Consider the following 22515-nt stretch of genomic DNA (forward strand, 5'->3'; position numbering starts at 1 on the left):
GCTCAGTGAGCCGGGGTCACGCCTCGAAGACCTCGTTCACGAGCTGCTCCTGCTCCGCCTGGTGGCGCTTCGCGGAGCCCACCGCCGGGGAGGAGCCGTGCGCGCGCGAGATGCGGCGCAGGCGCTCGCCCGCCGGGACGTCGGCACCGACGGCCAGGTCCAGGTGGTCGATCAGGTTGAGCGCGATGAACGGCCACGCACCCTGGTTCGCCGGCTCCTCCTGCACCCACAGGTACTTCTCGGCGTTCGGGTACTTGTTGACCTCGGCCTGGACCTCGGCGCCGGGCAGCGGGTACAGCCGCTCGATGCGGATGATCGCCGTGTCCGTGGCGCCGCGCTTCTGCCGGCCGGCCTCCAGGTCGTAGTAGACCTTGCCGGAGCAGAAGACGACCTTGCGGACGGCGGCCGGGTCGACCGTGTCGTCGCCGATGACCGGACGGAACTCGCCGGAGGTGAACTCCTCCGCCTTCGAGGCCGCCGCCTTCAGACGCAGCATCGACTTCGGGGTGAAGACGATCAGCGGCTTGTGGTCCGGGTTGTGGACCTGCCAGCGCAGCAGGTGGAAGTAGTTCGCCGGCGAGGTCGGCATCGCGACCGTCATGTTGTTCTGCGCGCAGAGCTGCAGGAACCGCTCCGGACGGGCCGAGGAGTGGTCCGGGCCCTGGCCCTCGTAACCGTGCGGCAGCAGCAGGACCACACCGGAGGTCTGGTTCCACTTCTGCTCGGCCGAGGAGATGAACTCGTCGACGACCGTCTGCGCGCCGTTGACGAAGTCGCCGAACTGCGCCTCCCACATCACCAGCGCGTCCGGGCGGGCCAGCGAGTAGCCGTACTCGAAGCCCATCGCCGCGTACTCGGAGAGCAGGGAGTTGTAGACGTTCAGCCGCGCCTGGTCCTCGGAGAGGTACTGCAGCGGGGTGTACTCCTCGCCGGTCTCCCGGTCGATGAGCACCGCGTGGCGCTGGCCGAAGGTGCCGCGCTGGGAGTCCTGGCCCGCCAGGCGGACCGGCGTGCCCTCCAGCAGCAGCGAGCCGACGGCGAGGGTCTCGCCCATGCCCCAGTCGATCGTGCCGTCCTCCACCATCGCCGCCCGGCGCTGGAGCTGCGGCTGGAGCCGCGGGTGGACGGTGATGTTGTCCGGGACGTTGACCTGGGACTCGGCGATCCGCTTGACGACCTCCGCGGAGATCGCGGTCGGGACCGCCGCCGGGAAGCCGTCCTTGGGCGCCTGGGACTCGCCCTGCGCCGGCTGCGAGGTGACCTCGCGGACCTCGGTGAAGACCTTCTCGAGCTGGCCCTGGTAGTCCTGGAGCGCCTGCTCGGCCTCCTCCAGCGTGATGTCACCACGGCCGATCAGGGACTCGGTGTACAGCTTGCGCACCGAGCGCTTCTTGTCGATCAGGTCGTACATCAGCGGCTGGGTGAAGGCCGGGTTGTCCGACTCGTTGTGCCCGCGGCGGCGGTAGCAGATGAGGTCGATCACCACGTCCTTGTTGAACGCCTGGCGGAACTCGAAGGCGAGCCGCGCGACGCGGACCACGGCCTCCGGGTCGTCGCCGTTCACGTGGAAGATCGGGGCCTCGATCATGCGGGCCACGTCGGTGGCGTACATCGAGGAGCGCGAGGACTCCGGGGCGGCGGTGAAGCCGACCTGGTTGTTGATGACGATGTGGACCGTGCCGCCGGTGCGGTAGCCGCGCAACTGCGACATGTTCAGGGTCTCGGCCACCACGCCCTGGCCCGCGAAGGCCGCGTCGCCGTGGATCGCCACCGGCAGCACGGTGAAGTCCGTGCCGCCCTTGTTGATGATGTCCTGCTTGGCGCGGGCGACGCCCTCCAGGACCGGGTCGACCGCCTCCAGGTGCGAGGGGTTGGCGACCAGGGAGACCGCGATCTGCTCGCCGTCGAGACCGGTGAAGGTACCTTCGGCGCCCAGGTGGTACTTCACGTCACCGGAGCCGTGCATCGACTTCGGGTCGAGGTTGCCCTCGAACTCCCGGAAGATCTGCGCGTACGACTTGCCGACGATGTTGGCGAGCACGTTCAGCCGGCCGCGGTGGGCCATGCCGATGACGACCTCGTCCAGGCGCGACTCGGCGGCCGAGTCGATGACCGCGTCCAGCAGCGGGATGACGGACTCGCCGCCCTCCAGCGAGAACCGCTTCTGGCCGACGTACTTGGTCTGCAGGAACGTCTCGAACGCCTCGGCGGCGTTCAGGCGGCGCAGGATGCGCAGTTGCTCCTCACGCTCCGGCTTGGAGTGCGGGCGCTCGACGCGGTCCTGAATCCACTTGCGCTGCTTGGGGTCCTGGATGTGCATGAACTCGATGCCGGTGGTGCGGCAGTACGAGTCGCGCAGCACGCCCAGGATGTCGCGCAGCTTCATCATCGACTTGCCGGCGAAGCCGCCGACGGCGAACTCGCGCTCCAGGTCCCACAGGGTGAGCCCGTGCTCGGTGATGTCCAGGTCGGGGTGCTTGCGCTGCTGGTACTCCAGCGGGTCGGTGTCGGCCATGACGTGGCCGCGGACCCGGTAGGAGTGGATCAGCTCGAAGACGCGGGCGGCCTTGGTGACGTCGTCGTCGTGGCTGGCGTCGATGTCCTTGAGCCAGCGGACCGGCTCGTAGGGGATGCGCAGCGCCTCGAAGATGTCGTCGTAGAAGCCGTTCTCGCCGAGGAGGAGGTTCGCGACCTGGCGCAGGAACTCGCCGGAGGCGGCGCCCTGGATGACCCGGTGGTCGTAGGTCGACGTGAGCGTCATGACCTTGGAGACGCCGAGCTTGTTCAGGGTGTCCTGGCTGGTGCCCTGGAACTCCGCCGGGTAGTCCATGGAGCCGACGCCCATGATCACGGACTGGCCGGGCATCAGGCGCGGCACGGAGTGCACGGTGCCGAGGCCGCCGGGGTTGGTCAGGGAGACCGTGACGCCGGTGAAGTCGTCCATCGTGAGCTTGCCCTCGCGGGCGCGGCGGACGATGTCCTCGTAGGCCTGCCAGAACTCGAAGAAGTTCAGCGTCTCGGCCTTCTTGATGGCCGCGACGACGAGCTGGCGGTCGCCGTTGGGCTTCACCAGGTCGATGGCCAGACCGAGGTTCACGTGCGGCGGCTTGACCAGGGTCGGCTTGCCGTCCTTCTCACCGAACGAGTGGTTCATCGCCGGCATGGCCTTGATGGCCTGCACCATGGCGAACCCGATGAGGTGCGTGAAGGAGATCTTCCCGCCGCGGGCGCGCTTGAGGTGGTTGTTGATGACGATGCGGTTGTCGAACAGCAGCTTCACCGGGACCGCGCGGACCGAGGTGGCCGTCGGCAGCTCCAGCGAGGCGTTCATGTTCTTCACCACGGCCGCGGAGGGACCGCGCAGCGTCACGTACTCGGGGCCCTCGGGGGCCTCCGTGGCGGGCGCGGCGGCGGCCTTCGGCTTCGCGGCGGGCGCCGGGGCCGGCTTCGCCGGGGCCTGCGCGGCCGGGGCGGCCTTGGCCGCGGGTGCCTGCGCCGGAGCCTGAGCCGGCGTGGCCGGGGCCTGCGCGGGCTTGGCGGCCGGGGCCGACTGGGCCGGGGCCTGGGCCGGTGCCGGGGCGGGCGCGGCCGGAGCCGGGGCGGCCTGGGCCGGGGGAGCGGTGGGGGTGGTGCCCGCGGCCCCCGCGGCCGCGGTACCCGCCGGAGCCGAGGCGGCGGGCGCCCCCGGCTTGTAATCGGCGAAGAAGTCCCACCAGGCACGGTCTACCGAATTCGGGTCCTGGAGGTACTGCTGATAGATCTCGTCGACGAGCCACTCGTTCGGTCCGAACGCCGCGGCGGCGTTCTTCCCGGCTTGGTCGTCGGTGGAGACGTTCGAGTTACTGGGGGACTGTGGCGACACGGCGGTAACCGCCCTCTTCCGCTTCACAAGGTGATGGACAGCGGGAATAAAGGCTACGCCTCCAAGAGCGGGAAGGTCAGGTCGGGCCCGTTCATCGTCGTGCAAGTCACATCGCGAACCGCGTTTCGGGCCGCGAAATGGCGGGAAACAAGCGGGGTTCCGGATACGGGTGGGACGTCGCGGGCATGCGGAATCGGGGCCCTGAGCGTCCTCGCTCCGCGCATCGCGCCGGCCCGTGCCTGATCACACGTGTCCGCCTGGGCGGACGAGTGTGATCTTGATCATCCGACTGAACCCCAAGCGGGCCGGGCGCGTCAACTCGACGCCGAAGCCGCTCCCGGAAGGGTGACGATGATCCGGCAGCCGCGCTCGGATTCGGCCACACCGATCCGGCCGCCGTGCAGATCGACCGCCCAGCGGGCGATGGCCAGCCCCAGACCGGTGCCGCCGTCGCTGCCCGGACCGTGCGGGCGGGTCACCGCGCCCCGGTTGAACCGCTCGAACACGCGGTGCCACTCCGAGCGGGGGATGCCCGGACCCTCGTCCAGCACCTCCAGCTCCAGCGACTCCGGACGCGAGCCGCGCCGGGCCTTCACCGTCACCCGGCCGTGCGGCGGGCTGTGCTTGACCGCGTTGTCTATGAGGTTCGCCACCACCTGGTGGATGCGCTCGGGGTCGGCGTGCGCGGTCAGCTCCGGCGGGGACACGTCCAGGTGCAGATGCACGTCGGTACGGGTGTGGCTGCCGGAGCCGGAGGCGATGCCGGCGCGCGCGGAGGCGACCATGTTGGCCTCCTTGAGCACCCCGGAGAGGTACGGCCAGACCTCGAAGCGGCGCGCCTTCAGCGGGACCACGCCGTTGTCCAGGCGGGAGAGGTCGAGCAGGGTCTCCACCAGCCGGCCCAGCCGGTCGGTCTGGCGCAGCGCGGTGCGCATGGTCTCCGGGTCGGCCTCGGTGACGCCGTCGACGATGTTCTCCAGCACCGCGCGCAGGCCCGCGATGGGGGTGCGCAGCTCGTGCGAGACGTTCGCCACCAGCTCCTTGCGCTGGAGGTCCTGTGCCTCCAGCTCGTCCGCCATGACGTTGATGGTGACGGCCAGGTCGCCCAGTTCGTCGCGGCGGCCCTCGCTCACCCGGCGCGTGTAGTCGCCGTGGGAGATGGAGCGGGCCACCGCGTTCATCTCGTCCAGCGGCGCGGTGAGCGAGTGGGCCACGAACTGGGTGATCAGCAGCGTGGCGATCATCGAGAAGACCGTGATGAAGCGCAGCTCGGTCTTGGTGTGCACCGCGATCATGGAGAGACCGGTGGTGATCAGCACCGAGATGACGACCAGCGCGCCCAGCTTGGTCTTGATCGAGAACGGGCGTACGCCGCCCCAGGGTTCGTCCCCGGAGCGCCGGCGCCCCGCTTCCCGTCCGCGGCTCACGGGGTCGGCGTCTCCAGCGCGTAACCGACCCCGTGCACCGTGCGGATGCGCTCGGCGCCGATCTTCCGGCGCAGGGCCTTGATGTGGCTGTCCACGGTCCGGGTGCCGGAGGCGTCGGCCCAGTCCCAGACCTCGGCGAGAAGCTGCTCGCGGGAGAGCACCGCGCGCGGGGTGTTGGCCAGGCACACCAGCAGGTCGAACTCGGTGGGCGTCAGGTGGACGTCGTCCGACTTCACCCGCACCCGGCGCTGGGCGTGGTCGATCTCCAGCTCGCCGAGGCGGAGTATCCCGGAGCGGGGGGTGGTCGCGGCGAGCGCGGCGCGCTCCATGCGGCGCAGCAGGACGTGCACGCGCGCGGCCAGCTCCCGCATGGAGAACGGCTTGGTCATGTAGTCGTCGGCGCCGACCCCGAGGCCCACCAGCATGTCGGTCTCGTCGTCGCGCGCGGTGAGCATCATGACCGGCACCGGGCGGGACGCCTGCACCCGGCGGCAGACCTCCAGGCCGTCGAAGCCGGGCAGCATGATGTCGAGGATCAGCAGGTCGGGCTGCCATGCCTCGGCCGTGTCGACCGCCGACGGACCGTCACCGGCGGTCTGCACGAGGAATCCCTCGGCGCGGAGCCGGGCCGCGATGGCGTCGACGATCGTGGGGTCGTCCTCGACGACCAGTACCCGGCGCTGCGCGCCCTGTGACGTCGTGGCCGCACCGGTCTGGGAGGTGTGTGTCTGCTCCATCGCCCGCCCCTGTTGCTTTCCGGAATCCGTGGGGTGATCCCATGACTGCGATTGACGCTTGAATGATCCGCGTCACGCTGCACATTACGGGGACACGCCGGGCCGTCGCTATCCAGGTCGGACGGCGAGATGGACCACGTCGGGAACGCCACGGGCAACGGGGACCTCTTCGGTACGCACCTGTCGGAACCCGGCATTCCGCAAGGTTCCTTCAAATTCCGGAGAGGGCTGGGCCGACCACGTCGCCAGGACCCCGCCGGGCCTCAACACCCTTGCGCACGCGGCGAGTCCACGTGGTGTGTAGAGCCCTTGGTTGCCCTCCGTGACGGTCCAGCCGGGCCCGTTGTCGATGTCGAGGCATACCGCGTCGAACGTGTCGGATGTCTCATTGACGAATGCGACCAGATCCGCCTCCACGACGCGCGTGCGCGGGTCGGCCAGCGCCTCGGCGGAGATCTCGGCCAGCGGGCCGGTGCGGTGCCAGTCGATGACGGCGGGCTCGCGCTCGACGACGGTGACGCGTCCCCAGCGGGGGTCGGCGGCCGCCTGCGCCAGCGAGAAGCCGACGCCCAGCCCGCCGATCAGCACCTCCGGCGCCGGGCGGTCGTCCAGCGCGTCCCGCGCCGCGTCCACCAGCAGCCGCTCCGAGCGGCCGTCGGAGGTGTCCATCAGGAAGCACCCGTTGGCGATGATCTGGAGCAGCGCCCCGCTGCGGCGCAGCGCCACCTCCCCGTACGGTCCCTCGCGCCGGTCCAGGACCACCGGGTCCCCGGCGCTGTCGTGCGTGGCAGTCATGCCGCCATCCTGCCCCGGCCGCGCGGGGGATTTCCGTTCGCCGAGAGCGAACGATGTTCGGGGAACATTCAACCGCTCAGGAGCATTGAGTCAGTGTTACTCAAGTTGACTGCCGAAGGGGAGATCATGGCTGCTGAGTCGGGTGAGTCCATGGAGTTCACGCTCGTTCTGCCCGTGCTGCCGCTCGACGGCGAGGTCGTGCTGCCCGGCATGGTCGTGCCGCTGGACCTGAGCGACGCCGAGATCCGGGCCGCCGTGGAGGCCGCCCAGGCCGCCGCCCGTGCCGAGTCCGGCAAGCCCAGGGTGCTGCTGGTCCCGCGCATCGACGGCACCTACGCCAAGACCGGTGTGCTCGGCACCGTCGAGCAGGTCGGCAGACTCGCCGACGGCGACCCCGGCGCCCTGGTCAAGGGCCGCCACCGGGTGCGCATCGGCGCGGGCACCACCGGCCCCGGCGCCGCGCTGTGGGTCGAGGGCGCCCGGGTCGAGGAGACCGTGCCCGAGCCGCTGCCGGGCCAGGTGACCGACCTGGTCAAGGAGTACAAGGCGCTGGCCACCACCTGGCTGCGCAAGCGCGGCGCCTGGCAGGTCGTGGACCGGGTCCAGGCCATCGACGACGTCTCCGCGCTCGCCGACAACTCCGGTTACTCGCCGTTCCTCACCACCGACCAGAAGACCGAACTGCTGGAGACCACCGATCCGGTGGCCCGCCTGAAGCTCGCCGCCCAGCAGCTCCGCGACCACCTCGCCGAGCAGGACGTGGCGGAGACCATCGCCAAGGACGTCCAGGAGGGCGTCGACAAGCAGCAGCGCGAGTTCCTGCTGCGCCGCCAGCTCGAAGCGGTCCGCAAGGAGCTGCGCGAGCTGAACGGCGACGGCCCGGACGCGGCCGAGGAGTCCGACGACTACCGCGCCCGCGTGGAGGCCGCCGACCTGCCCGAGCGCGTCCGCGAGGCCGCGCTCAAGGAAGTGGAGAAGCTGGAGCGCTCCTCCGACCAGTCGCCCGAGGGCTCCTGGATTCGCACCTGGCTGGACACCGTCCTGGAGATGCCGTGGAACGAGCGGACCGAGGACGCGTACGACATCCAGGGCGCCAAGGAGATCCTGGACGCCGAGCACGCGGGTCTGGACGACGTGAAGGCACGCATCACCGAGTACCTCGCGGTGCGCAAGCGGCGCGGTGAGCGCGGCCTCGGTGTGATCGGCGGACGGCGCGGCGGTGCCGTGCTCGCGCTGGTGGGCCCGCCTGGTGTCGGAAAGACCAGTTTGGGAGAGTCTGTCGCCCATGCGATGGGGCGCAAGTTCGTCCGCGTCGCCCTCGGCGGTGTCCGCGACGAGGCGGAGATCCGGGGTCACCGGCGCACCTACGTCGGTGCGCTGCCCGGCCGTATCGTCCGCGCGGTCAAGGAGGCCGGGTCGATGAACCCGGTCGTGCTGCTCGACGAGATCGACAAGGTCGGCTCGGACTTCCGGGGCGACCCGGCCGCCGCCCTGCTCGAAGTGCTGGACCCGGCGCAGAACCACACCTTCCGGGACCACTACCTGGAGGTCGAACTCGACCTGTCCGACGTGGTCTTCCTCGCCACCGCCAACGTCCTGGAGGCGATCCCGGAGGCGCTGGCCGACCGGATGGAGATCGTCCGGCTGGACGGCTACACCGAGGACGAGAAGGTCGTCATCGCCCGCGACCACCTGCTCCCGCGCCAGTTGGAGCGGGCCGGTCTCACCGGCGACGAGGTCACGCTGGAGGAGGGCGCGCTGCGCAAGCTCGCCGGGGAGTACACCCGTGAGGCGGGCGTGCGCACCCTGGAGCGGACCGTGGCCCGGCTGCTGCGCAAGGTCGCGGCCCAGCACGAACTGGGCGAGCGGGAACTGCCGTTCACCGTCCGCGAGGAGGATCTGCGCGCTCTGGTGGGCCGTCCGCACCATGTGCCCGAGTCCGCCCAGGACCCGGCCGAGCGCCGTACCGCCGTCCCCGGTGTGGCGACCGGGCTCGCGGTCACCGGCGCCGGCGGCGACGTGCTCTACGTCGAGGCGTCGCTCGCCGACCCGGAGACGGGCGCGGCGGGGCTGACCCTGACCGGGCAGCTCGGTGACGTGATGAAGGAGTCGGCGCAGATCGCGCTGAGCTTCCTGCGCAGCCACGGCGCCGAGCTGGAGCTGCCGGTGGCCGACCTGAAGGACCGGGGTGTGCACATCCACTTCCCGGCGGGCGCGGTCCCCAAGGACGGGCCGAGCGCGGGCGTCACCATGACCACCGCGCTGGCCTCCCTGCTCTCCGGCCGGCTGGTCCGCACGGACGTGGCGATGACCGGCGAGGTCTCGCTGACCGGGCGGGTGCTGCCGATCGGCGGGGTGAAGCAGAAGCTGCTCGCCGCGCACCGCGCCGGGGTGACCACCGTGATCATCCCCAAGCGCAACGAGGCCGACCTGGACGACGTCCCGGCCGAGGTGCTGGAGAAGCTCGACGTGCACGCGGTGACCGACGTCCGCCAGGTGCTGGAGCTGGCCCTCGCGCCCGCCGCCACCGTGGCGGAGGTGCCGGTCGCGGCCTGAGCGGGGCGAAGGCCCGAGTCCCCTTCTCGCGAGGGGGCTCGGGCCTTTCGCGCGTCCTTATCCGTTGGCCAGCGCCTGCACCCGGTCCAGGGCGCCGTTGAACTTGTCGTGGTCGCCGACCGTCGGGCCGGAGGAGGTGTACTGCCACATCGTCTGCACGCCCCAGCCGGCCGGCAGCGTGCCCGGCGCGGTGGCGTACCGGGCGATCCACAGCGGGTTGACCGCGCCGAAGGCGGCGGTGTTGCCCGTGCACTGGGTCCACCAGCTCGTCGCCGTGTAGATCACCGCGTCCCGGCCGGTGCGCGCCCGGTAGGTGTTCAGGAAGTCCGCGATCCAGTTGGTCATCGCGGCCCCGGCCTTGCCGTAGCAGGCGTCGCCGTACGGGTTCCACTCGATGTCCAGCACGCCGGGCAGCGTCCGCCCGTCCCGCGACCAGCCGCCGCCGTGGTCCACGAAGTAGTTCGCCTGCACCGCGCCGCTCGTGGTGTCCGGGGTGGCGAAGTGGTACGCGCCCCGGATCATGCCCACGTTGTACGAGCCGTTGTACTGCTGGGCGAAGGACGGGTTGGTGTAGTACGTGCCCTCGGTGGCCTTGGTGTAGGCCCAGCGGACCCCGCTGTTCCACAGGGTCGCCCAGTCGACGTTGCCCTGGTGGCCGGAGACGTCGACGCCCTCGGTCTGGGCGGCCCGGGTGCCGGCCGGGGTGCCGGAGCGGCCGTCGTGGGAGAGGACGCCCATGCCGAGGTAGGCGTCGCCGCGGTGGGGCGCGGCCTGGGCGGGAGCGGCGCCGAGGACGCCGAGGACGAGGCTGAGCGCGCCGAGCAGGGCCGTGACCAGGACGGCGGACGTGCGCGGGCGGGCGGGACCGGGTCTGTGCACGGGCATGGGCGTGGCCTTTCGGGGTGAAAGTGGGGGACCTGAAATGACCGACGAGCCTGTTGCGCCGGGCCGCCGCGAGGGGCCCGCCCAAAAAGCTACGCACGTAGATGCGGGGGTGGGAAGGGGGTCCGGTTGCCGCCGTTGGTCTACGCCTGCGAAATACTGACGGAGCTGCGGCGATGACGGGGTCCGGCAGAAAATTTCAGACGGCGAAACCGGGCAGGGGTACTGAGGTGCACGAGGACGGGAACAACGGTACGGGCGAGGGCACCGCACCCGTGGCGCCGCGCTGTGTCGACCAGGAATTCCTGGCGCTGGAGCGTGAACTGACCGTGCTGCTGCGGCGGGCGCGGGCCAACCAGGGGGAGATGGCGCGCGAGGTCCACCCCGACCTGGAACCGGCCGCGTACGGCCTGCTCATCCGGCTGGACGAGCAGGGCGGCCAGCGGGCCACCGAGCTGGCCGCCTACATCGGCGTCGGCAAGGCCACCATGTCCCGCCAGTTGCGCGCGCTTGAGGACCTCGGTCTGATCGCCCGCGAGCCCGATCCGGCCGACGGCCGGGCCTGGCTGGTCACCCTCACCGACGAGGGCCGGGGCCGGGTGGGCCAGGTCCGGGAGGCCCGCCGCGCCCGCTACGTCAGCCAGCTCGCCCACTGGGACCGCCGCGAGGTCGCCGAACTCGCCCGTCTGCTGCACGAGTTGAACGGCATCGCGGAGAAGTAGCCGGACGTCGCGCGGGCTTCTACAGCTCCACGTGGACGGCCGTCGCGTCGTCGTGCGTCTTGCTGCGGCCCAGGAACGCCCGCTCCTCGCGGTCCGCCAGCTCCAGTTCCCGCACCCGGTCCACCAGGGCGCGGGTGCCCTCCTTGGCGACCAGGTCGAACAGGGCCGTCCAGTCGCCCTCGTGGAACTTCTCCGTCCAGCGGGCCGCGCCGTCGGTCAGCGCGACCAGCGAGCGCACCCCGGCGCGCGGCACCGAGCCGGTGACCGCGTACCGGACCACCTCGGGGTCGGCGGCGGCCGTGAAGAAGCCGCCCTCCTTGTTGCGCAGCTCGGCGTCCACCACGTCCGCACTCGCCAGCGCTCCCCGCGGCAGCCGGGCCAGCCGGTCGTCCAGCACCGGGGTCACCGTGCCGTCCGGGGCGCGGAGCAGCAGCGCGGAGTCCGAGAGCACCAGGTACTCGACCGTCTCGGCCGACCAGCGGACCAGCACCACCGTCGCCTGGGGCGTACGCGGGTGAGAAAGGTCACAGGCGGTCAGATGGGCCTTCGATGTTTGGCTGATCGCCCGGCCGAGAATCTCCGCCAGCGTCAGATCTCGGTGGGAAACGGTCAGTTCGGTCAGCGCGCCGCCCAGCTTGGCGGTGAACCAGGGCACCGGGTGCGAGCAGCCCGGCGCGTACGGGGGCGGTGTCACCCCGTCCAGCAAGATCACGCAACCGCCCTGACCGCAGGCGGGTAGTCCGACCCCCGCGAAGTCCTCGTTGGGCCGGTCGGCGGTGCCGGGTTCCGAGACGAGATCAGTACGCACCCCGCCAGTCTGCACGAACCCTTCACGAGCGGGGGCAACGGCCGGAGTGCGCACCCGGTTCGGGGCGGCCGACCAGCCCGGACGCCGGAATTGGCGGCAATTGACACGGTCCGGGAACGCGTGGCGGCGAATATTGCCAAAGCCTGCCCCCCGCGTCCAACCGGCCCGCCGCACAAGGGTGTCCGGCGCGCCGTCACGACTTGCCCGCCAACTCCCCTCCGATGTTCACTCCTTCGGGTGGCGGGTCAGGTGATGCGCGGCCACTGCCCACCGGCGCTGGGAGGGTCGGGAACCACGTACCGGGTGTACGCACCACTTGGCACCGAGACGACGGGGCGCCGCCCGGCCCTTCCGTAGACGAGTTCAGGATTGCGAGCACCGGTGCAGAAGAAGCGGCCTCGGCGCACAGGCAGGCAGACGGCCCCCCGGGGGACCGCCGAGCAGAACCCCGTGGGCGCTGGACGCCCCACCCATGTGCGCAACCGGCTGATCGTCGCCGTGGCCGTGGTGGCCGCCGCCATAGCCGCGGCAGGCGCCCCCGCCCTGCTCACCGCCTCCGGGGACCTCCATGAGTCCCAGAAGCTTGTGACGCTGGCGGACGAGACGCAGGACGCCCTCGCGCTCGCCCACTCGCTGGCCGACGAGCGCGACGAGGTCACCTCCTACGTGGCCGCCGGACGCCCCAAGACCAAGGCGCCCTCCGAGCAGCGCGGCACCCGTGTGGACCGCCAGGTCGAGGACCTGCGCGCGGACACCGACCTGCCGTCCCGGCTGCGCACCGCGCTGGACGGCATCGCCACCGTCCGCCGCGCCGCCCTGACCGGCAAGACCGACGCGCTGCGCACCCACCAGGCGTACTCGGCCACCATCACCGAGCTGCACCGGCTCGCCGAGGAGCTGGCCGACCGGACGCCTCCGCGCGCGGGCTCCGGCGCCTACGCGCTCGCCGGTCTGGACACCGCCGTCCAGCAGTCCGCCGCCGCGCGCGGCCTGCTGCTGGCCGCGCTGAGCGTCCCCTCCACGCCCAGCACCTCGATCAGCCCGGTCACCGGCCTGCCGGTCACCACCAACGGCAGCTCCGAGGCGGACACCAAGCGGCGCGACGCGCTCACCACCGCCGCCCAGCGCGCCCGGCTGCGCGCCGACGCCGGCCTCGCCACCTTCCGCGAGACCGCGCCCAAGGACGCCGTCACCTCCTACGACTCCACGGTCACCGGCCCCGAGGTCAACTCCGCCGACAAGTACCTGGACTTCCTCACCGCCCAGCCCACCTTCGGCGACCGGCAGCTCGCCGTCAGCGCCAAGAAGCTGGACGCCGCGCTCTCCGCCCGCGTCGACCTGATGCGCGGCGCCGAGTCCGCCCTCTACGAGCGCCAGGGGCAGAGCCTCGCCGGTCTGCGGGACGACGACGTCACCGGCCTGGAGATCCGCATCGCGGTGCTCGGCGCCCTGATGCTCCTCGCCGTCGGCGTCGCCACCGCCATGGCCCGCACCCTGACCCGCCCCCTCTCCGTACTGCGCCGGGGCTCGGCCCGCCTGGCCGGCGCCGAGGACCCGGCCGGGCAGGAGCCGATCGCCTTCACCGGGCGCAACGACGAGTTCGCCCAGGTCGTCCGCTCCGTGAACGCCCTGCACGCACACGCCGTCGCCCTGCACGAGCGGGTCGCCACCCTGGAGGCCGACCGCAAGCACCTGGTCGGCCAGCGCCAGAAGATGGCCGACGCCCGCGAGGAGTTGCGCGCGGAACTCAGCGAGTCCAGCGCCCAGTTGGAGCGGCTGCGGGAGAGCATCGGCGGCACCTTCGTCAACCTCGCGCTGCGCACCCTCGGCCTGGTCGAGCGCCAGCTCTCCGTCATCGAGGGGCTGGAGGAGCGCGAGCAGGACCCGGAGCGCCTGGCCACCCTGTTCAAGCTGGACCACTTCGCCACGGTGATGCGGCGCCACAGCGAGAACCTCCTGGTCCTCTCCGGCACCGAGCACATCCAGCCCGCGCACGGCCCGGTCCCGCTGGTCGACGTGGTCCGCGCGGCCGTCAGCGAGATCGAGCGGTACGAGCGCGTCCGGATCGCCGCGCTGCCCCCGCACGCCCATGTGGCCGGCTTCGCCGCCGACGACCTCTCCCACCTGCTGGCCGAACTGATGGAGAACGCCAGCTCGTTCTCCCCGCCCGACCTGCCCGTCGAGGTCTCCGCCTGGCTGCTGGAGTCCGGCGAGGTCATGCTGTCGGTGCAGGACGAGGGCATCGGCATGGCCGCCGAGCGCATGGAACGGCTCAACGGCCGCCTCGCCGACTTCGACCCCGAGTCGCCGTACGAGCAGGAGGGCGAGGACGGTCTCGGCCTCGGGCTGTACGTCGTCGCCCGGCTCGCCCACCGGCACGGCATCCGCGTCCAGTTGCGCGAGCAGAAGCAGGGCGGGGTCGCCGCCGTGGTCGTGCTGCCGCAGTCGCTGCTCGCGGAGACCCCGGCCGCCGCGGTTCCGCACCACGCCACCCGTACCGACGCCACGCAGAGCTTCTCGCTGCCGGGCGCCGACGCCGAGGCCAACTCCAACGTGCTGCGCGGCCGCCCCAAGGGCACCGACCCGCTCGTGGCCCTCGCCGAGAAGGCCGTGGCCGCCAGCGAGAGCGCGGAGAAGGCCGACGCCCCCGACCCGGTGATCCCACGTCAGGCCACCCGAGAACTGCCGCCCGAGCCGGTGCCCGCCGCGCCGCCGGAGTCGGCCCCCGAGACCACGATGGAGCTGCTGCTCCCGCCGGCCGCCCCCGCCGACGGGAACACGGCCGCCACCCCTGAGGCCGCCACGACAGCGGACGTCGCCCCCGGGCACGCCGCCCCCCTCCCCGCCGAGGCCACGCACGACCGCGCCCCGGACGAGACGGAGGAGAAGCTGACGAGCAAGGGCCTGCCCAAGCGCACCCCGAAGATCACCGCGCCCGAGGCCCCGGTCCGCCCGCGCGCCACCGGCGTCGACGCCGAGGCCCTGCGCCGCAGGCTCGGCGGCTTCCGCCAGGGCGCGCAGGCCGGGTACCGCGACGTCGAAGCGGAGATCGCCGAGCACACGGCGCAGAACCAGCGGCCCGCCACCAGCGCGAACGCCGAAGAGTCCACGGGGGGACACGCCGAGGAGGCAAGCAGTTGACCACGCCCAGTACCTACGGACTGAGCAGTGAAGCCCGCAACCTGCATTGGCTGCTGACCAACCTGGTCGAGGAAGTACCCGGTATCCAGTCGGTCGCGGTCGTCTCCTCCGACGGCCTGCTCCTGCTGTCGTCCGACCCGAACCGGGCCGAGGCGGACCGGCAGAACCGGCCGGCCACCAAGGGCCCCCGCGGCTCGGCCGCCGACCTCGCCACCATCGTCTCCGGCATCGGCAGCCTCACCGTGGGCGCCGCCAAGCTGATGGACTACGGCTCGGTCAAGCACACCATGGTCGCCATGGACGAGGGCAGTCTCTTCGTCATGTCGATCAGCGACGGCTCGCTGCTCGGTGTGCACGGCTCCGCCGAGTGCGACATGAGCGTGATCGCGTACCACATGGCGCTCTTCGTCGGCCGGGCCGGGCACGTGCTCACCCCGGAACTCCGCAGCGAGCTGCGGAAATCCATGGAGTCCGAACCGAGCGGGAGCGTCCGATGAGCGCCATCGCCAAGAAGACGCAGCTCCCCACGCGCGGCGGCGACCGCAAGGCCGCCCGCGTGCGCCCCTACTCGCTCACCGGCGGCCGCACCCGCTTCGGCCACGTCCTCCTGGTGGAGACGTTCGTGGCCAGCACCGCGGCGCTCGACGCCCCGGAGGAGCGCAAGGAACTGGCGAACGGGGCCGCTCCGCGCGTGATGCCGGAGATGGTCGCCATCGTCGAACTGTGCCGCCGTATGCGCACGGTGGCCGAGATCGCCGCGCTGCTGAGAATGCCGCTCGGCGTGGTCCGGGTGCTCCTGAGCGACCTCGCGGACCAGGGAAAGATCCGTGTGTACGGCACCGGGACCGGTCACGGCACCGGCCGTCCGGACCGCGCGCTGCTGGAAAGGGTGCTGAGTGGACTCCGCCGTCTCTGACGCGACCGCCCCCGTCGGGAACGCTCCCCTCGTCGACGGCCCGGCCGAGCCCGTCGAGGAACTGAAGTCCTGGCAGCAGGACCGCAGCCGGGCACCCGTCGCCACGAAGATCGTGGTGGCGGGCGGCTTCGGCGTCGGCAAGACCACCCTGGTCACCGCGGTCTCGGAGATCACCCCGCTCCAGACCGAGGCGCTGATGACCCAGGCGAGCGAGGAGACCGACGACCTCACCGCCACTCCGGGCAAGACCTCCACGACCGTGGCCATGGACTTCGGCCGCATCACGCTCGACGACGACCTGGTGCTCTACCTGTTCGGCACGCCGGGCCAGCAGCGGTTCTGGTTCATGTGGGACGACCTGGTGCGCGGCGCGATAGGCGCCGTGGTGCTGGCCGACACCCGCCGGCTCAAGGACTGCTTCCCGGCGCTGGACTACTTCGAGAGCTGCGGCCTGCCCTACGTGGTCGCGGTCAACCACTTCGACGGCAGCGAGATGTTCGGGCCGGAGGACGTGCGGGAGGCACTGACCATACCGGCGCACATCCCTGTCATGATCATGGATGCGCGGCGCCGGATCTCAGCGATCGAGACCCTCCTGGCCCTGGTGGGCCACGCGCTCGACGTAACCCCCGAGTAGCCAAAAGCCCCCCGTAGGAGACACCCCCGCATGCGGAAGATACTCGTCGTGGGAGCCGGCCAGTCCGGTCTCCAGCTCGCCCTCGGCCTCCAGTCGCACGGCTACGAGGTCACCCTGATGTCCAACCGGACGGCGGACGAGATCCGTTCCGGCCGGGTCATGTCGACGCAGTGCATGTTCGACACCGCGCTCCAGCACGAGCGTGACCTCCAGCTCAACTTCTGGGAGTCCCAGGCCCCGAAGATCGAGGGGCTCGGCGTCTCGGTCGCCGCCCCCGGCTCGTTCGACCCCGGCCCCTCGCAGCGGGCCATCGACTGGGTCGGCAAGCTGGACGGCTACGCGCAGTCGGTGGACCAGCGGGTCAAGATGGCCGGCTGGATGGAGACCTTCGCCCAGCGCGGCGGCCAGCTCGTCATCCACGGCGCGGCCGTCGGCGACCTGGACTACTTCTCCCGCACCTACGACCTGGTGCTGGTCTCGGCCGGCAAGGGCGAGCTGGTGTCGATGTTCGCCCGCGACCCGGAGCGCTCCCCGTACACCGAGCCGCAGCGCGCGCTCGCGGTGGCGTACGTGCACGGGCTCGGCCCGCGGCCGGAGCACCCGGAATTCGACGCGGTCCGCTGCAACCTGGTGCCGGGCGTCGGCGAGATGTTCGTGATGCCGACCCTGACCACCTCCGGCCGCGCCGACATCCTGTTCTGGGAGGGCATACCCGGCGGCCCGCTCGACGTCTTCAACGGCGTCAAGGACCCCGCCGAACACCTCTCCCTGACCCTGGAACTCATGGAGAAGTTCCTGCCCTGGGAGTACGCGCGCGCCACCAAGGTCGAACTCACCGACGCCGGCGGCACCCTGGCGGGCCGCTACGCGCCGACCGTGCGCAACCCCATCGGCCGGCTCCCCGGCGGCGGCCTGGTGCTCGGCGTGGCCGACGTGGTCGTGGCCAACGACCCGATCACCGGCCAGGGCTCCAATTCGGCGTCCAAGTGCGCCGCCGCCTACCTGGCGTCCATCCTGGAGCGCGGCGACCAGCCGTTCGACGAGGAGTGGATGAAGGCCACCTTCGACCGCTACTGGGACACCGCCCAGCACGTCACCAAGTGGACCAACGCCATGCTGGCCCCGCCGCCGGAGCACATCCTCAACCTCATCGGCGCCGCCGGCCAGCTCCAGCCGGTCGCCGACCGCTTCGCCAACGGCTTCAACGACCCGTCCGACTTCGAGAACTTCTTCTACGACCCCGCGAAGACGGAGGCGTACGTCGGCTCGGTGGCCGCCGGCGCCTGACCCCCGCACGACTCTCCCGGCCCCGTGCCCGCCTCTCACAGGCGGCGCGGGGCCGCGTCGGGTCGTACGGCGCCCAGGACCGGGTTGGCCGCGAGGGGGGAGATCTTGACGGTCTCACCGGTACGGGGGGCCTGCACCACCTTGCCGTCGCCCAGGTAGAGCGCGACATGGGTGGCCTCGGGGAAGTAGATCACCAGGTCACCGGGGCGCAGGGAGTTCAGCGGGACGTGGGGGAGCCGGGCCCACTGCTCCTGGCTGGTGCGGGGGATGGGGGTGCCCGCGCGGGCCCAGGCGCGGGAGGTCAGGCCCGAGCAGTCGAAGGAGGCCGGGCCCGCGGCGCCCCAGCGGTACGGCTTGCCGAGCTGGTCCAGGGCGTACCGGACCGCCTGGCCGCCCTCCGCCGAGGCGGGCCGGTCGTCGTCGCCGAGGGCACCGGAGTCGGTGAGGCGCCGCTGCGCCTCGGCCACGCCGTCCTGCTCCAGTTGGGACACCTCGCTCTGCTGTTGCGGGGTGAGGGAGGCGAGCAACCGCTCCACATCCGACAGGCGCTTCGTCACGTCGTCCCGCTGCTTCTTCTGCTTCTCGGCCAGGGTGAGCTGGGTGTCCAGCGCCTTGCGGGCCGACTTGGCGAGAGCGTCCGCGCGCTTCTCGGTGCCGGTCAGCCGGTCCAGGGTGGCGGCGCGCTCCCCGGCGACGCGGCCGATGACATGGCCCTCGTCGAGCGCCTGCTGCGGGTCGCGGGCGAGGAGGACGCGGACGTAGACGGAGAAGTCCGAGCTGTTCTGGTACTGCTCGCGGGCGAGCCGTCCGGCGTCACCCTGGCTGCCCTTCAACGCCAGTCTGGCCTTTGCCAGTTCGCCGTCCAGCCGCTTCACCTCGGCGCGCTGCGCGGTGAGCTTCTCGGCGGTGGCGTTGTAGGTCTCGGTGGCCTGCTCGGTCTGCCGGTACAGCCGCTGAAGATCCGTCAGCAGCTCGGCCACCGGGCGCTGCGGCTCCGGTGCGGCCAGGGCGGGCGCGGGCGCGAGGGCGGCCTGGGCCGCGATCGCGGCCGTACAGGCCAGGCGGAGCAGGATTCCTGACACGACATCACCTCCGGTACGCGGGGCGGGCGGACGTCCCGCCTGCCTCCGTACCGCGAGCTTGTGCCGCGCTTCGCCGGGTCCGCGCGCCGAACGTGCGCGGACCGGCGCAACCTTGTCACCCGGTCGGGTCGTCCGGCTTGCCGTGCGGCGTGTTGTCCCGCCCGGGCCGGGACCAGGGCCAGCGCGGTCGGTCGGCGGCGCCGAGACCCTCCGGGTCGTGCACGTACTTCCACCCGCGCACCAGCCCCAGCCTCCTGGTGTGCCCACGCGGGGTGCGCCGGTAGACCAGCACGGTGGACGGGCCGCCGGCCGCGTCGGGGACCGGGATGCGGTAGGTCTTCGGGGGGTGGCCGGTCGGGCCGAGCAGCACGGGCAGCACCCGGCCGTCCATCGGTCCGCCCTCGAAGGGGGTGTCCTGACTCTTCACGCCTTTTAGTCTCGGTCATCCCCGGCGAGCGCGGCGACGACCGCCGCCGTCTGCGGGTCGCGTCCGGCGGTCACCACCAGGACGGCGGTGAACTGCTCGACCAGCCAGTCCCGCAGCTCGTCCCGCGGCGGCCGTTTGTCCTCGTCCAGCCAGATCAGCGACGACGCCTCGACCGCCGCGATCCACATCCGCACCGTCATCCGCAGCCGGGGCCCCGGCTCGGCCACCCCGAGGTGGCGGTAGAGGTGCTCGGCGGCGGCCCGGCGCACCCCGTCCACGAGGGCGGTGGTCCGGGAGGTCTCCACCACGCTGCCGCCCTGGAGCAGGGCGCTGAACCCGGTGTCGTGCTCGTCCACGAAGGCCAGGTAACGGTCGAGGACCCGCGCGAGCCGGGCCGCCGTCGGCCCCTCGCGGGGCTCGTCGAAGCAGAGCCTCAGCGCCTCGGCGGCCGAGGTCAGCGCGGCCTCGTAGAGCTGCTGCTTGCCGCCGGGGAAGTAGCGGTAGACCAGCGGGCGGGAGACCCCGGCCGCCTCCGCCACGTCGTCCAGCGAGACGTCCTCGGGGGCGCGGTGCGCGAACAGGGCCAGCGCCGATTCCAGGAGCTGGCTGCGGCGCTGTTCCACGCTGAGGCGTCGGTAGGCGGGGGTGGCGGCCTGCGGGGTCATGCCCCGCAGCGTAATCGCCCGCCCCCTTTCCGCGCGTCGGCCCCCGCTAGGCCAGCAGCCCCGACGCCTTCCACAGCCGCCGCCCGGCGCCGCGCAGGACGCCGATCTCGTCCAGGAACTCGGTGAGCCGGCCCGCGCCGGTCTGCATCACCTCGCGCCGGTGCCCGCTGGCCTTCACCTGGGCCAGCGCCTCGCGCTTGTCGAGGCCGACGTTGGTGTACACCTCCGGGTTGATGAAGGCGATGGAGAAGACCCGCGCGAACTCGCCGGAGGTGACGCGGGTGAACTCCCGCGACCACTTCGGCGCCGTCACCATCTGGCGGCGCAGCTCCTCACGGGCGTACCGGACGTGCCGGGCCTCCTCCACCACGTGGATGCGCGTGACGCCCCGGATCAGGGGCTGCACCCGCTCGTCGGGGAAGGTGAGCCGCTGCATCCAGTCCAGCACCTCCTCGCCGAGCAGGGTGGCGGTGAAGGAGCCGGGGGTGGTGGAGATGGTCTTGAACAGCCGCCCGAGGTTCTGGTGGGCCCGGCTCACCGGGTACCAGGGGGTGCCGCCGCGGGTGACCACGCGGGCGAACATCTTGGAGTGCCGGCACTCGTCCTCGATCTCGGTGAGGGCGTACCGGACGTGGGCGCTGGTGGCCGGCTTGTCGTAGATGTGCCGGACCAGGAGCTGCATCAGGATCAGCTCGAACCAGATGCCCAGCGAGGCGAGCGCGGCCGCCTCGTGCCGGGACAGGTCGATGCGCTGCTCCTCGCTCATCTTGTGCCACAGGGGGGTGCCGTACAGCGACACCAGCTCCGGGGGCCAGAACCACTTGCCCTCCTCGAAGGGGGCGTCCCAGTCCAGCTCCTTGTCCGGGTCGAAGGAGTGCTTGGCGGAGGAGACGAGCAGTCGCTCGGCCACCTGCTCCCGGTCCTTGAGCGCGCCCAGCGCGTCGCGCAGCCCGTCGAGCGCGTCCGCTTCCGTCGTCAGGGTCGTCATGGCCTCTAGTCACCTCGTCCAGCCAGGGGTACGTCGTCGTCCGCCTCTTATGAGACTGCGTGTCAGCAAGGGCGTCAATCCCTCGCGCACGACTTTTCCCGACGACGGGTCGCCTCCGGCTTCAGGAACCGAGCACCGCCCGCATCACATCCCGGGCGATCGGCGCCGCGTCCCCGCCCCCGCTGATCTCCCCCCGGTCCGCCGAGGCGTCCTCCACCACCACCGCGACCGCCACCGCCGGCTCCGGCGCGCCGTTGGCCTGCGCCCAGGAGACGAACCAGGCGTACGGCAGCCCGGTGTTGCCGACCCCGTGCTGCGCGGTGCCCGTCTTGCCGCCGACCGTGGCACCCCGGATCGCCCCGTTGCCCCCGGTGCCGCGCTCCACCGCGTCCCGCATCAGCTCCTTCAGCCGGGACGCCGTCGACGCCCGCATGACCTGCGTCGGCGGATGCGCGCCGCCGCCCGCGACCGTCTCGCCCCCGGCGCGGGTGGTGCGCTCCACGAGGTACGGCGCCCGCGCCTGCCCGCCGTTCGCCACCGCCGCCGACACCATCGCCATCTGGAGCGGGGTGGCCCGCGTGTTGTACTGCCCGATGGAGGACAGGCCCAACTGCGCCTTGTCCACCACCGTGTCGAAGGTGGACTCCGCCACCGCGAACGGCACCCGCAGCTTGGTGTCGTTGAAGCCGAAGGCCCCCGCCGTCGCCGCCATGTCCTTCAGCCCCACGTCCACGCCCAGCTTGGCGAACACCGTGTTGCAGGACCACGCGAACGCCTCCCGCAGCGAGGCGTCCCGGCACCCGTCGGCCTCGTTGGTCAGCCGGGTCGTGGTCCCGGGCAGCCGGTACGGGTCGGGGGAGTCGGTCGGCGCGTCCAGGTCCGTGATCACCCCGGCGTCCAGCGCGGCCGCCGCCGTGACCACCTTGAACGTCGAGCCCGGCGGATAGGTCTGCCGCACCGCCCGGTTCAGCATCGGCTTGTCCGGATCGGCGTTCAGCCGCTCCCACGCCGCCGACGCGCCCGTACCGTTCCCCGACAGCCGCGCCGGGTCGTACGACGGGGTCGACACCAGCGCCAGCACCTTGCCGGTGGTCGGCTCGATCGCGGCCACCGCCCCCTTGCGGCCGCCCAGCCCCTGGTACGCGGCCTTCTGCGCCTTGGCGTTCAAGGTGGTGACGACGTTCCCGCCGGGCGCGCTCGCCTCTTCGTGCCACACCGGGAACCCCGACAGCAGCGGATCGGTGCCGGACAGCAGCCGGTCCTCCGCGTGCTCCAGGAAGGTCGAGCCGAACCGCTGCGAGGCGAAGCCGGTCACCGGGGCGTACAACGGGCCGTCCAGGTAGGTGCGTTCGTAGCGGAGCTGCTCCCCGGTGTCACGGGAGCCGGTCACCGGGGCGCCGCCGACCAGGATGTTCCCGCGCGGCTGCTGGTAACGGGCGATGGCCGAGCGCCGGTTGGCCGGGTTGTCGCCGTACGCGCCGGCCTCGACCACCTGCACGCGGGCCGCGTTGGCCAGCAGCGCCAGCAGGAGGAGGCCGCAGAAGACCAGGGCGTGCCGGATGTACGGGGCCATCGGGAGGTTG

At 72.0% G+C, this 22515-nt stretch carries 18 protein-coding genes; 7 read left to right on the forward strand and 11 right to left on the reverse strand.

What is annotated here, in order from left to right:
- Positions 1–16: 16 nt before the first annotated feature.
- The 4 genes from E5083_RS03635 to E5083_RS03655 all read right to left on the reverse strand — a co-directional run bounded on the left by E5083_RS03635 (position 17) and on the right by E5083_RS03655 (position 6821).
- Entirely contained in the window at positions 17–3862 is a 3846-nt protein-coding gene (locus tag E5083_RS03635) for a multifunctional oxoglutarate decarboxylase/oxoglutarate dehydrogenase thiamine pyrophosphate-binding subunit/dihydrolipoyllysine-residue succinyltransferase subunit (RefSeq protein WP_135784104.1), read from the reverse strand.
- 314 nt (positions 3863–4176) lie between these two features.
- Complete coding sequence (locus E5083_RS03645) at positions 4177–5289, reverse strand: HAMP domain-containing sensor histidine kinase (RefSeq protein ID WP_135784106.1); 1113 nt, start codon at positions 5287–5289, stop codon at positions 4177–4179.
- Positions 5286–6026: a response regulator transcription factor gene (locus E5083_RS03650; protein WP_030816749.1), complete on the reverse strand. Its 741-nt coding sequence runs from the start codon at positions 6024–6026 to the stop codon at positions 5286–5288. Before E5083_RS03650 ends, E5083_RS03645 begins: the two co-directional genes overlap by 4 nt.
- A 108-nt stretch (positions 6027–6134) precedes the next feature.
- Entirely contained in the window at positions 6135–6821 is a 687-nt protein-coding gene (locus tag E5083_RS03655; RefSeq protein WP_135784107.1) for a spermine/spermidine synthase domain-containing protein, read from the reverse strand.
- Positions 6822–6947: 126 nt separating this feature from the next.
- Here E5083_RS03655 and lon point away from each other — a divergent pair, with 126 nt between their 5' ends.
- The gene (lon, locus tag E5083_RS03660) at positions 6948–9377 is read left to right on the forward strand and encodes an endopeptidase La (protein WP_135784108.1); all 2430 of its coding nucleotides are present in this window, start codon (positions 6948–6950) and stop codon (positions 9375–9377) included.
- A gap of 57 nt (positions 9378–9434) precedes the next feature.
- Here lon and E5083_RS03665 read toward each other — a convergent pair whose 3' ends face one another.
- On the reverse strand, positions 9435–10262 hold the full coding sequence (locus E5083_RS03665; protein ID WP_135784109.1) for a lysozyme: 828 nt from the start codon (positions 10260–10262) through the stop codon (positions 9435–9437).
- A 227-nt stretch (positions 10263–10489) separates the two neighbouring features.
- Between E5083_RS03665 and E5083_RS03670 the strand changes: the two genes are divergently transcribed.
- Positions 10490–10981, forward strand: a complete 492-nt coding sequence (locus tag E5083_RS03670) for a MarR family winged helix-turn-helix transcriptional regulator (RefSeq protein WP_135784110.1) — start codon at positions 10490–10492, stop codon at positions 10979–10981.
- Between the two features lie 19 nt (positions 10982–11000).
- Here E5083_RS03670 and E5083_RS03675 read toward each other — a convergent pair whose 3' ends face one another.
- Complete coding sequence (locus E5083_RS03675; protein ID WP_135784111.1) at positions 11001–11789, reverse strand: protein phosphatase 2C domain-containing protein; 789 nt, start codon at positions 11787–11789, stop codon at positions 11001–11003.
- 381 nt (positions 11790–12170) lie between these two features.
- On the opposite strand from E5083_RS03675, the gene E5083_RS03680 reads away from it, so the two are divergent.
- Genes E5083_RS03680 through E5083_RS03700 form a run of 5 tightly spaced genes read left to right on the forward strand, consistent with a single transcriptional unit; the run spans position 12171 to position 17770 of the window.
- Positions 12171–14930 carry a sensor histidine kinase gene (locus E5083_RS03680; RefSeq protein ID WP_208753943.1) on the forward strand — a complete coding sequence of 920 codons (2760 nt, stop codon included), beginning with the start codon at positions 12171–12173 and terminating at the stop codon, positions 14928–14930.
- Positions 14927–15427, forward strand: a complete 501-nt coding sequence (locus tag E5083_RS03685) for a roadblock/LC7 domain-containing protein (protein ID WP_135784113.1) — start codon at positions 14927–14929, stop codon at positions 15425–15427. Before E5083_RS03680 ends, E5083_RS03685 begins: the two co-directional genes overlap by 4 nt.
- Complete coding sequence (locus tag E5083_RS03690) at positions 15424–15846, forward strand: DUF742 domain-containing protein (protein WP_135784114.1); 423 nt, start codon at positions 15424–15426, stop codon at positions 15844–15846. The genes E5083_RS03685 and E5083_RS03690 overlap by 4 nt, the downstream gene beginning before the upstream one ends.
- Complete coding sequence (locus E5083_RS03695) at positions 15827–16483, forward strand: GTP-binding protein (protein WP_030816740.1); 657 nt, start codon at positions 15827–15829, stop codon at positions 16481–16483. Before E5083_RS03690 ends, E5083_RS03695 begins: the two co-directional genes overlap by 20 nt.
- A 30-nt stretch (positions 16484–16513) precedes the next feature.
- Positions 16514–17770 (forward strand): styrene monooxygenase/indole monooxygenase family protein, encoded by a 1257-nt coding sequence (locus E5083_RS03700; RefSeq protein ID WP_135784115.1) that lies wholly within the window; start codon positions 16514–16516, stop codon positions 17768–17770.
- Between the two features lie 35 nt (positions 17771–17805).
- Here the strand turns inward: E5083_RS03700 and E5083_RS03705 are convergent, their stop codons facing one another.
- The 5 genes from E5083_RS03705 to E5083_RS03725 form a co-directional block, all read right to left on the reverse strand.
- Positions 17806–18852 carry a C40 family peptidase gene (locus E5083_RS03705; protein ID WP_135784116.1) on the reverse strand — a complete coding sequence of 349 codons (1047 nt, stop codon included), beginning with the start codon at positions 18850–18852 and terminating at the stop codon, positions 17806–17808.
- A gap of 115 nt (positions 18853–18967) precedes the next feature.
- A complete protein-coding gene (locus E5083_RS03710) occupies positions 18968–19279 on the reverse strand; it encodes a hypothetical protein (RefSeq protein ID WP_135784117.1) in 312 nt (103 codons plus the stop codon).
- Between the two features lie 5 nt (positions 19280–19284).
- Positions 19285–19944, reverse strand: coding sequence for a TetR/AcrR family transcriptional regulator (locus E5083_RS03715; protein ID WP_135784118.1), 660 nt, complete (start codon positions 19942–19944; stop codon positions 19285–19287).
- Between the two features lie 46 nt (positions 19945–19990).
- Positions 19991–20932, reverse strand: coding sequence for an AurF N-oxygenase family protein (locus E5083_RS03720; protein ID WP_135784119.1), 942 nt, complete (start codon positions 20930–20932; stop codon positions 19991–19993).
- A gap of 121 nt (positions 20933–21053) precedes the next feature.
- Positions 21054–22505, reverse strand: a complete 1452-nt coding sequence (locus E5083_RS03725) for a penicillin-binding transpeptidase domain-containing protein (RefSeq protein ID WP_135784417.1) — start codon at positions 22503–22505, stop codon at positions 21054–21056.
- Positions 22506–22515: the final 10 nt, after the last annotated feature.

Source organism: Streptomyces bauhiniae (assembly GCF_004784475.1).
In the GTDB taxonomy this organism is placed as follows: Bacteria; Actinomycetota; Actinomycetes; order Streptomycetales; family Streptomycetaceae; genus Streptomyces; species Streptomyces seoulensis.